The organism is Erysipelatoclostridium sp. An15 (assembly GCF_002160675.1).
GTDB lineage: Bacteria > Bacillota_I > Bacilli_A > Erysipelotrichales > Coprobacillaceae > Thomasclavelia > Thomasclavelia merdavium.
Genome location: NZ_NFLA01000035.1, coordinates 20,079 through 31,337, shown reverse-complemented (window position 1 = coordinate 31,337; position 11,259 = coordinate 20,079). Strand labels below are relative to the sequence as shown.

Annotated in this window: 9 protein-coding genes and 1 pseudogene; 3 read left to right on the top strand and 7 right to left on the bottom strand. The window is 29.1% G+C overall.

Annotated elements, in window-relative coordinates:
* The 7 genes and pseudogenes from B5E92_RS15690 to B5E92_RS10875 form a co-directional block, all read right to left on the bottom strand.
* Positions 1-299: pseudogene (locus B5E92_RS15690) on the bottom strand (hypothetical protein); the annotation flags it as partial.
* A 302-nt stretch (positions 300-601) separates the two neighbouring features.
* Complete coding sequence (locus tag B5E92_RS10900) at positions 602-3,079, bottom strand: FtsX-like permease family protein (RefSeq protein WP_087302090.1); 2,478 nt, start codon at positions 3,077-3,079, stop codon at positions 602-604.
* Positions 3,072-3,761, bottom strand: coding sequence for an ABC transporter ATP-binding protein (locus B5E92_RS10895; RefSeq protein WP_087302088.1), 690 nt, complete (start codon positions 3,759-3,761; stop codon positions 3,072-3,074). The genes B5E92_RS10900 and B5E92_RS10895 overlap by 8 nt, the downstream gene beginning before the upstream one ends.
* Positions 3,762-3,851: 90 nt before the next feature.
* Entirely contained in the window at positions 3,852-4,769 is a 918-nt protein-coding gene (locus B5E92_RS10890) for a sensor histidine kinase KdpD (RefSeq protein ID WP_087302086.1), read from the bottom strand.
* A complete protein-coding gene (locus tag B5E92_RS10885; protein WP_087302084.1) occupies positions 4,760-5,422 on the bottom strand; it encodes a response regulator transcription factor in 663 nt (220 codons plus the stop codon). The genes B5E92_RS10890 and B5E92_RS10885 overlap by 10 nt, the downstream gene beginning before the upstream one ends.
* Positions 5,423-5,442: 20 nt before the next feature.
* Positions 5,443-5,922, bottom strand: a complete 480-nt coding sequence (locus B5E92_RS10880) for a YbaK/EbsC family protein (RefSeq protein WP_087302082.1) — start codon at positions 5,920-5,922, stop codon at positions 5,443-5,445.
* Between the two features lie 85 nt (positions 5,923-6,007).
* The gene (locus tag B5E92_RS10875) at positions 6,008-6,769 is read right to left on the bottom strand and encodes a formate/nitrite transporter family protein (RefSeq protein WP_087302080.1); all 762 of its coding nucleotides are present in this window, start codon (positions 6,767-6,769) and stop codon (positions 6,008-6,010) included.
* Positions 6,770-6,944: 175 nt separating this feature from the next.
* On the opposite strand from B5E92_RS10875, the gene B5E92_RS10870 reads away from it, so the two are divergent.
* The 3 genes from B5E92_RS10870 (at position 6,945) to B5E92_RS10860 (ending at position 11,225) form a co-directional block, all read left to right on the top strand.
* A complete protein-coding gene (locus B5E92_RS10870; protein WP_087302078.1) occupies positions 6,945-8,111 on the top strand; it encodes an MFS transporter in 1,167 nt (388 codons plus the stop codon).
* A gap of 81 nt (positions 8,112-8,192) precedes the next feature.
* On the top strand, positions 8,193-10,097 hold the full coding sequence (locus B5E92_RS10865; RefSeq protein ID WP_087302076.1) for an NAD(+) synthase: 1,905 nt from the start codon (positions 8,193-8,195) through the stop codon (positions 10,095-10,097).
* Between the two features lie 201 nt (positions 10,098-10,298).
* Positions 10,299-11,225, top strand: a complete 927-nt coding sequence (locus B5E92_RS10860) for an AEC family transporter (protein ID WP_087302074.1) — start codon at positions 10,299-10,301, stop codon at positions 11,223-11,225.
* The last annotated feature ends 34 nt before the right edge of the window (positions 11,226-11,259 follow it).

Here is an 11,259-nt window from a genome sequence, read left to right as displayed (position 1 = left end):
GTTATAAATTTAAACCGGTTATCAAATCTGCATAGTTCTTCGTATTCTCTTACGGAAACGTATCCTTTTAATGTTTTTCCTAAAATGACACATTCAAACATCATGACAGCATCATACCCGTATGTATTTCTGTTAGAGAAATCGATATATTTTGCCAAATTTATCCTTTCCACGATACTCTTAACTGTTCTTGAAATATCATTCTTAGGTATATCAACGTCATAAGAAACTGTAAAATCTAGTGGTAATGTTGGTTGATATGAGTTATAATCTTTCTTGTATAATTTATTAGTTTTCATATTTCAATTATACCAAAAAAATGTACGATTCCTCGTACATTTTTGCGTTTTTTACTACTTTTTTTCTCTATAGGTCGTTACAGCCCCTTTTAAATCGACATTTCCAATTTGAATAATCATATTAAACACCTCTTTTTTATCTACTATAATTTAATATCTTAATTATTATAGAAAACTATGTCCAATACTCATTAATTATTGCTTGGTATACTTTTAAGGTATTTCAGTTCTTTTATCTATTTTACAGTATATAAAAAGAAAATGCGGTTTTATCATTTTCCACATTTTCTAAATAATTAACTTTAATTTCGTAATCTTTCAATAATACTTAAATTACCTGATAATTTATGATACCAATATAAAGGGACAATAATACAAATTATCATAATTATAACAATCGCTATTATTGATGGTAAAACTGGAATTGTAAATGGAGCACCCATATAATTTAACATTTGAAAAGCAATATAAGTTATTATTGTACCAACTGTTGCAGTAATAACTATTGAACCTATTCCATATAATATTCCTTCTTTGATCAATAAATTTCTTATCTGTTTTCTAGTCATCCCAATACTCTCCATGATTGAATACGATAACTGACGACTTTGAATACAACTAGCCATAGTATTAGCGTAATTCAAACTACCAACTAATAATAACAGTAATGAAATAACAATACCAATTACCATCATTTCTTCTTGCGAAGCTTGAATTTCTTTCATAGCTTCTAATTTTGATTCATATGCAATATCATTAGTATCTTGCTTGTCTTCGATACAAGCAAGAATTTGCTTTTCAACCGTTTCATCATAAGATTCATCATACTTAATAGTTAAACTCTTGATATAATAATCAGCTGAAATTTGCTCTAAGTAATTTTGACTAACAATAATATTAGCACCAATATTTCTAGATCCACCATAATAACTTTCATAGCTAACTGCCTTGATTGGTATTTGTTTAGTAGTACCATCAGGTGCTAAAAAAGAAACTTTACTATCCAGACAACTTTCAGGAATCTCAAATTGAGAATATTGAATAATACAAAACTTTCCTTTATTAAAATCTTCTTTATCAACTGGGGTAGCTAATAACTGATTTAAATGATCAAATTCCACCTCATCAATCCCCTTCAACATTCCATAATACATAGCTGGATTAGCCTGATACTGACTAACTAGATCAGGATATGATAAATATGGTTGTGATGTAACATAACCTTTAAACCATTGTTCACTAAAACCATTAGCTTCATAAGGGATAACAATCGGTAATGATGATAAAACATGAACTTCTTTTACTCCGTCGATTTTTTTAATTTGTTTTACTAAATTATTATCAATTATTGGTTTAATGGAGTTAATGTCTTCGGTTGTTTCACTTTGATTATAGATGACAAAATCACTATCTAAATAATTAGGTAAAACAGTTCGTTTCGCTTGGCTATTTATTATCGTAGTTAAACAATAAAATACTGATAGACTAGTTGCCAATGAAAAAAGAATTATTACTGTTCTTTTTTTATTATTTTTTAATTGATAGATAGCCATATGCCAAAAGAAGTTTTTCTTTTTAATTTGATGTGACTTATTATTAATATTTAAATTATCTTGATATTTAACTGCTTCAATCGGACTTATTGTACCTAAAAGTTTTAGTGGCTTTTTCATGCCAAAACCAATAGAAAGAACACTAAATAAAATACTAATAATCATAACTAGAGGATAAAAATTGATTTCAATATTTCCTTTTACAATTCCTAAAGTTTCCATTATTTTTGGCAATATAATAATCGACACCCCAATTCCACTTAATATACCAATTATAATTGCCAGTAAGGCTAACAAAGCTATTTGATACTTCATCAAACGTATTAGCTGTTTTTTAGTCATTCCTAATGTCTGTAATAAACCATAATAACGAACTTTTTCATAAATAGATAAGTAAAGAATATTATAAATTAGTAAATAAGCACTCAAACCAACTATCAGTCCTAAGCCTAATATCCCAAGCAAAATCTTAAATGAATTTTCTGCTAGACTTGTAGTCTGGAATACTTGTCGATCATTTAAATCCAAACCGGTTTCGACTTCTTGAATAATCTTATTTGTAAAATAGTTTTGCTGGTATTTAATATGCAAGATTCCATCAGAATTTAATGAATACCCTGAGTTATTATAAAAATCCTTAGAAACATAAAATATTGACTTATCACCAAAGCCATCCCAAATACCACTTATGACAAACTCTTTTTCATAAATTCCAGTATTAACTTCATAAGTAAGAGTAAGCGAGTCACCAACATCTAATATTTCATTACCACATTTTTTTAAACCTTCTCTAGTCACCATTAACTCATTTTCTTTTTGAGGATAATGCCCTTTTAACATTGTTCTAGCTGGGGCACTTTGCTTTTGCCAAAAAACATCATCACACCATAATAATCCAACATCAACGGTATCATCAAAGTTACTACTTTTTATATAACCACTATATGTTTGAATTCCTACACTTTGAACCTTTTCATTATTATCTAAATATTCTTTTTGTTTGGAATCAAAACCATTTATTACCACTGAATCATAATCAGCACCATTAAAGCGAATATTTTGAAGTCGACTTAAATCTAAATAAGTTATTCCAATGGTAAAAATCGAAAAAATCAAAAATGATGATAGAATAATCGTGAAAAACAAAATCCCATATTTTTTACGATTATTACGTAACGATTTTTTAGCTAAAGTTTTGATAATTGCATTATTATTATTTTTAAGCATTATCATCACTTCCTTGAACAATTTTACCATCTTCAATTTGAATGATTCGATTGGCTAATTGAGCAATATCATAATCATGAGTAATAATTACAATTGTTTGCTGGTATTGTTTAGCTAATATTTTTAATAGCAGCATTACTTCATGACTAGTAGTTGTATCTAAGTTACCAGTTAGTTCATCAGCTAAAATAATGGCCGGTTTAGTTGCTAATGCTCTAGCTATCGCTACACGCTGTTGTTGACCTCCAGATAACATACTTGGTAAGGCTTCTTTTTTATCTGCAATTTTTAAGGTTGTTAAAATTGTTTCAATAAATTCTTCATCAATATGTCTGCCATCTAATTGTAAGGGAAAGACAACATTTTCGTAAACATTTAAATCCGGTATTAAATTATATTGTTGAAAAACAAAACCAACTTTTCTTCTTCTAAATATTGCCAGTTGTTCATGATTTAACTTACTTAAATCCTCACCATCAATAATTACTTTGCCACTGCTAGGAATATCTAATCCCCCTAACATATGCAACAATGTACTTTTGCCGCTACCTGATTTTCCAATAATAGCAACAAACTCACGTTTTCCAATCTGTAAATCAACACCATCTAGTGCTTTTACAACATTATTTGCCATCTGATAATATTTCTTCAATGCTTTTGTTTCAATCATTATCTCTTTCATAACCATACCTCCATCTTCAGTATTATTATAAAATTCAAAAATCACAAACCATTCACAAAACAAGAAAATCACAAAACTGTGATTTTCTTATCAATTAGGCAAATAAATCATAAAAGTACTTCCAATTCCAACTTCAGATTGCACCTCAATATAACCACCTTGTAAACTAATGATCTCTCTTGCTAAATACAAGCCAATTCCTACTCCATTTTCATCATGAACCTCCGGTTCACGATAGAATCGCTTAAAAATCATTCCTTGCCTTGCTAGTGGTACTCCTTTACCAGTATCACAAACAGTGATTTTAGTAAAAATATCTTGTTTTTTAACATCGATATAGATGCTGCCACCATTATTTGTATACTTAACACCATTATCTAAAATATTAAATATTGCCTCACCAGTCCATTTTTTATCATGATTTAAAACAAGATCATCAGGGCAATTAACTTGTAATTTGATTTCCTTTTGATTAGCGTTATTATATATTCCTTGAATAGCTAAAGCTAATGTATTTTCTAATAAAGAAGGCTCTTTATTAATTTTAATTGTTCCGGCTTCTAAACGTGACATTTTAATTAAGCTTTGAATTAAAAAATCCAACTTATCAATCTGACTTTCAATATTTTTTAAACACGCTTGCCTTTTTTCTACATCATTTTCACTCATTAATATTTCAAAGTATAGTTTAATATTGGCAATGGGAGTTTTAGTTTGATGGGAAATATCTGATATCAATTCATTTAATTTTTCTTTTTCTTCAATGATTTCATTACTTTTTTGTTCATTAATATTATAAAGTCGATACAACTTTTGGGCTATTTTAGAATATAAATCATCATCATTATCACTATTATCCACTTTTTTACCCGCTATTAATTTATCTAAATTAGCATCTAGTTTTACTACCATTGATTCAACATCACGTTTTAAAACATAGTTTTTAATCAATAAAAATATAACCAAAACAAATAAAACAAAAACAAGTATCAATAAACCTATTTCCATATATAACCCATCCCATAAACATTAGTAATATATGAATGATTTTCATCTTCTATTTTTTTCCGTAACCGATTGATATTTACAGCTAAAGCATGTTTATCCATTAACTGGACACCTTCTTGCCAAAGAGCATCTAAAAACATATTATAAGTTAATAATTGACCTTTATTTTCAATAAACTTTTTTAAAATTCGATATTCAGTTGGGGTTATTGAACATACTTTTTGATTAACTTCAACTATCGCTAAATTAAAATCTATTTTCAAAAAATCATCTTGATAACAATTACGATCCTGCTTTTCACGTTTTAACATTATAGCTATCTTTTTTAACAATACCTTCATCGAAAATGGCTTGGTAACATAATCATCACCACCAAATTCATACCCTGTCAAAACATCGGCTTCCAAATCTCTAGCCGAAAGAAACAATACAATACATTTCTTGTTTGCTTTTACCCACTTACAAAAATCAAAACCATTGCCATCAGGTAAATTAACATCTAATATAATCATATCTATTAAATTATTCATTACTATCGTTTTACCTTGAAAGCATGTATTAGCAGTTAAAACATGATACCCTTCTTTTTTTAAAGCATAGCTTATCCCCTGATTTAGTGCTATATCATCTTCCAAAACTAGAATATTTGCCACTATGATTACCTCTTTCTTTTTTATTGATCAACTTGCCAGTTGTTACAAACATCAACCCAAGAATCAGCTTTAGAGATAGTTTCTAATTCTTTAATTGTTAATTCAATAGCACTATGACCATTACCAGCAGCTGGATAGACTTTTTCAAATCGTTTTAAAGATATATCTAAATAAACTTTAACATTTTCTTTAATTGCAAAGGGACAAACGCCTCCTGGTAAATGTCCTATTAATTCTTCAACTTCATTGGCTGGAATCATTTTTGCTTTTTGGCCAAATACACTTTTATATTTTTTGTTATCTATTTTAGCATCACTAGCACATACAATTAATATCGGTCCTTCTTTGGTTTTAAAAGACATTGTTTTAGCAATATGTTCTGGCTTACATCCTAATGCATTAGCCGCTTGTTCTACGGTTGCACTAGAATCTTTTAATTCAATTATTTTAGAGTCCATTTCTATTTCTTCAAAATATTTTTTTACATTTTCAAATGACATTTTAAACACTCCTTTTAACCTATACTTGTTATTTTATTGTAAAAAAAACGATATATCCATAGATATATCGTCAAATTTATATTTTTTATCTTTTTTTAGGTTTAATCATCATAAATAGAGGTACTCCTAATAATACAGCACCACCAATAATATTTCCAGCAGTTGAAATTAACATATGTAATGGTACTAATGACCAGTCATAACTTGTTCCTAAAGCTGTAATTCCAAGAGTAAAGTTACCCATATTAGCAATACTATGTTCAAATCCTGGTAAAACAAAGGCCATAACAACAAGCATCATGATTATTGTTTTAGCAGTATCATCTTGCATCTTCATTCCTACATAGGCACCAACACAAACAATAAAATTACATAAAACACCTTTAATAAATAATTGACCAGCTGAAAATGCTAATTTACCATCAACAACTGTTGTAATATACTCAGTTAATAATTCTTGATTACTACCACTTTTTACAAACAAGAAACAAATTAAAGCAATTCCTACAAAATTACCGATATAACAGATTATCCACATTGGAATAATTTGTCTAAACTTTAATTTCTTTCCATAAACAGGTATCATTGTTGTAAAACAATTTCCAGTAAATAATTCTGAACCTAAAATTACAATAATTACTAAACCGATTCCAAAAGATGCAGCAACAGCAATTTTAGAAGCGATATAGTGATCTTTAAATAATAACGTACCCAATGTTGTTGATAAAATTGTAGCCAATCCTAAATACAAACCAGCAACAATTGATCGCGCAAAAAAGCGTCCTTTTTCATCACGACACATTTCATATTTCTTGATCCCTAAATCTGATAACATTTCAAAACTCATCTTAGAACCTCCAAATTGGTTTTATTATAAACTATAATTCTTTTAAGTTCAACAAAATACATGACGTTTTACTAACATATAATCCTTAATTTAAATTTCTTTCCAGAAAATGAAAAAGCGCTTTCTATAAATAAAACAGTGATAAAATTTTAATACATTATCTGGAGGGTTAGAAATGTTTAAAAAGGGCAGTTATCTTTATTATGCTTTAGGAAATGGAATGTTTTATTTTTCCTGGGCGATGTTTTCATGTATCATCTCAGTTTATTTAGCTGGTATTAATTGTTCAGCAACCGAAATTTCATTAATTACATCGGCAGCCGCTTTATTTGCCATGGTTACTCAACCAGTTACTGGTTTTTTAGCTGATAAGTTTAGAAGTCCTAAAAAAGTAGCTATGGTTACTGGCGTTTTAACGATTATCTTTGGTCTTTTATTTGCGTATACAAAATCATTTATTTTTCTATTTTTATTAAACGGTTTTACACAAGGATGTTTAAATGGTATTACTGCTTTAACTGACCGTTTAGCGACAGCTGCACCATATCCATTTGGAACAATTAGAGTCTGGGGTTCACTACTATATGCAATTGCAGCACAAATTAGTGGAATCGTTTATGATTATGTTTCACCTCTTGCAAACTTTTATATTTTTGCAGCAGGTTTAGTTATTATGATTTTTTCTTTCTATATGATGCATGATGCTAAACCTATTGTTATCAATAAAACTAAAAAAGTAACTACTAAAGAAGTCATTACTCATTTATGGCATAATAAATCTTTTAAGATCTTTTTACTAATTTTTATTTTATTTCAAGGTCCAAGTTCAGCTCAAAGCGTTTATTTACCACTAGTAATTAAAGGTTTGGGTGGTACTACTACAATCGTTGGAACAACACTACTACTAAGTACCTTATCAGAAATACCAGCTGTATTATTTTCTGATCGTTATATGAAAAAAGTTTCTTATAAAACACTAATGATATTTGCTTGTGTCTTATCAATCATTCGTTTTGTCTGGTATGCAACTTGTCCTAGTCCTTATTTGATTATGTCAGTATTTTTCTTTCAAGGTTTAACAACAATTATTTTTATATTAGTATCTGTTAGAATTGTTTTAGATTTAGTTGAAGAAGAATATGTAAATAGTGCTTATGGTATTTCATCAATGCTTGCAAAAGGCTTTTCAGCACTAATATTCCAATTTGTTGCTGGGAGAATTTTAGACGTTTTCCCGGGAAATACTGGTTATACTATCATGTATCTGCTTTTTGCAACATCAATTACCCTAGCTTTAATTTTATGTTTTAAATTTAAATTCAAACGAAGTCCACAAAAATAATCAGATTATTAACTGATTATTTTTTCTTTGCTTGTTTATCATTATTTATCAGTGTAAAATATAGACATTGGAGGAGATATAATGAAAGATGGATATATCCGTGTAGCTGCTGGTTCTTTTGATACTAGCATTGCTAATGTTACAAACAACAGTAAAAATATTATTAAGCTAATCGATCAAGCTTATCAAAATCAGACAAAAGTTTTAGTATTACCAGAATTATGTTTAACTGGATATACTTGTGAAGATCTGTTTAATCAAGAAAGATTATTAAACGAAGCTAAAAAACAATTGCAAATTATCATTGATTATACAGCTAATAAAGACATTGTAGTTATAATTGGTCTTCCTTATCAACATTTAAATAGTCTTTATAATGTTGCCGCTATTATTCACCAGGGTGAACTATTAGCATTAGTACCAAAAACTCATATTCCTAATTATCAAGAATTTTATGAAGCGCGTCGTTTTGAAAAAGCACCAGAAAAAAATATTACGACTAATTTCAATGGTAAAACAATTCCATTTGGAACTAAGTTTGTCTTTGCATCTACAACTAATCCTGATTTTAAATTTGGGGTAGAAATTTGTGAAGATTTATGGATGCCTGATGCTCCAAGTATTAATTTAGCGTTAAATGGTGCTAATATGATTTTTAATCCATCAGCTAGTAATGAAATTACTACTAAAAGTGACTATCGACGTTCATTAGTTAGTTTACAATCGGCTAAACTAGTATGTGGTTATGTTTACTGTAATGCTGGTGATGGTGAAAGTACAACCGATGTTGTTTTCAGTGGTCATCATATAATTGCAGAAAATGGAACAATTATTAATGAAAGTCAAGGATTTACAAGTGAAATGATCTATGGTGATTTAGATCTTAAAAAATTATCAAGTGAACGTCGTAAAATGACTACGTTTAAATCATTACATGATTATGATGTAATATACTTTGACTCTACTGATGTTGATTTGGATACAAATTATCACTATGATCCACATCCTTTTGTTCCTAGTGATTCAAACTTACGAGCTAAACGCTGTAAAGAAGTTTTTGATATTCAAACTAGAGCTTTAATGCAAAGATTAAAAGCAACCGGAATCAAAAAAGTTGTTATTGGAATTTCCGGTGGTTTGGATTCGACACTAGCTTTATTAGTTTGTACAATGGCCTTTAAGCAATTAAATTATGATAGCAAAGATATTATTGCTATTACAATGCCATGCTTTGGAACTACTTCTAGAACTAAAAATAATGCTTTAGGTTTAATGGAAGAGTTAAATGTAACAAGTTTAGAAATTGACATTGCCGATTCAGTAAGAGTCCAATTTAGAGATATTGAACAAGATGAAAATGTCCATGATGTTACTTATGAAAATGTTCAAGCTCGTACTAGAACAGAAATTTTAATGAATAAAGCTAATCAAGTTGGTGGTCTTGTTATCGGAACTGGTGATTTATCAGAAGTGTCTCTAGGCTGGTCAACTTATAATGGTGATCATATGTCAATGTATGCTGTTAATGTTTCTGTTCCAAAAACTTTAGTTCGTTATCTAGTAGATTATGTTGCTAGTCTATATCACGGTCAAAAAATTGAAACTATTTTAAAAGATGTTTTAGATACCCCAGTATCACCAGAATTATTACCTCAAGAAAATGATCAAATCGTTCAAAAGACAGAGGATATTGTTGGTCCATACGAATTACATGACTTCTTTATTTATCATATGGTTCGTTTTGGTGATGAACCACGTAAGTTATTTAGAAAGACACAACTTGCATTTGGTGATAAATACGATAAAGAAACAATAAAGAAATGGTTAACTAAATTCTATTGGCGTTTCTTTACTCAACAATTCAAACGCAGTTGTATTCCTGATGGTCCTAAAGTTGGAACTGTTTCTCTTTCTCCACGAGGAGATTGGCGAATGCCAAGTGATAGTGATGTTCGTGATTGGATTAGAGAAATTGAAAAAATTTAAAAATACTTTGAAGTTAAAAGTAATTGACAGTTATTAATTATCAAGTTATAATAAATACATAAGGTTACTTAGCGGAGAACCCGCAAAAAGAAAGTCGTTTGACTTTCTTTTTTTATGTTTCAGTTTTTGAAATAATCACTAAAATTAACGCTTTATGTGATAAAATTCCTCAAGAAATACAAATAAGAGGGGAAGATAGCAGTGGATTTAAGCTTATTACTAATGCAGCAAATACTGCAATTATTCATTATGATTTTTTTTGGCTTTTTGTTAGTAAAAACCAAAACTTTAACAACTGATGATAGTAAAATAATCTCAATGTTAGTATTATTTGTTGCTTCACCATGTGCGATTTTAACATCATTTTCAATTGAATTTACACCCGATAAATTAATTGATTTGGGATTAGCTTTTCTAGGAGCGATTATAGTACATCTTATCTATATCCCTTTAACGCAATTGTTAGCTAAAATATTTGGATTTGCGCCAATTGAAAAAGCAACTATAATTTATTCAAACTCTGGTAATCTAATTATTCCTTTAGTTGGTGCCATATTAGGTAAAGAATGGGTTTTATATACTAGCGGCTACATGGTTGTCCAAACTATATTATTATGGACACATGCTAAAAGTTTAGTTTGCAATGAAAAAAACTATGACTTAAAAAAGATCTTTTTAAATATTAATGTTATTGCCATTATCGTTGGGATTTGTTTATTTTTATTCCAGATTCAATTACCAAGTCTTGTTTTATCAACATTCGATACCGTTGGTGGGATGTTAGGTCCATTAGCAATGATCGTTATTGGAATGTTAATTGGAGAAATGAACTTAAAAAATATTTTCAGTGAAAAACGAACTTATTTAATTTCTTTGATGCGTTTAGTGGTTTATCCATTAATTATCATAATCGTCTTTAAATTAAGCGGTCTTGTAACATTGACACCAGATGCTTCTCAGATTTTTTTGATAACTGTTTTAGCAGCTAGTGCACCAGCTGCAGCAACAATTACTCAGTTTGCTCAATTGTATAATAAGCATCCTGGTTATGCTAGTGTTATGAATATAATGACAGTGTTTTTCAGTGCTATAACAATGCCTTTAATGGTTATAATCTATCAATTATAAAAATGGGATATGTAAATTTACATATCCCATTATT

Excerpts from the sequence above, each read along its gene's own strand:
- B5E92_RS10900 (WP_087302090.1), bottom strand. The coding sequence starts at position 3,079 with ATGCTTAAAAATAATAATAATGCAATTATCAAAACTTTAGCTAAAAAA.
- B5E92_RS10895 (WP_087302088.1), bottom strand. The coding sequence starts at position 3,761 with ATGAAAGAGATAATGATTGAAACAAAAGCATTGAAGAAATATTATCAG.
- B5E92_RS10890 (WP_087302086.1), bottom strand. The coding sequence starts at position 4,769 with ATGGAAATAGGTTTATTGATACTTGTTTTTGTTTTATTTGTTTTGGTT.
- B5E92_RS10880 (WP_087302082.1), bottom strand. The coding sequence starts at position 5,922 with ATGTCATTTGAAAATGTAAAAAAATATTTTGAAGAAATAGAAATGGAC.
- B5E92_RS10875 (WP_087302080.1), bottom strand. The coding sequence starts at position 6,769 with ATGAGTTTTGAAATGTTATCAGATTTAGGGATCAAGAAATATGAAATG.
- B5E92_RS10870 (WP_087302078.1), top strand. The coding sequence starts at position 6,945 with ATGTTTAAAAAGGGCAGTTATCTTTATTATGCTTTAGGAAATGGAATG.
- B5E92_RS10865 (WP_087302076.1), top strand. The coding sequence starts at position 8,193 with ATGAAAGATGGATATATCCGTGTAGCTGCTGGTTCTTTTGATACTAGC.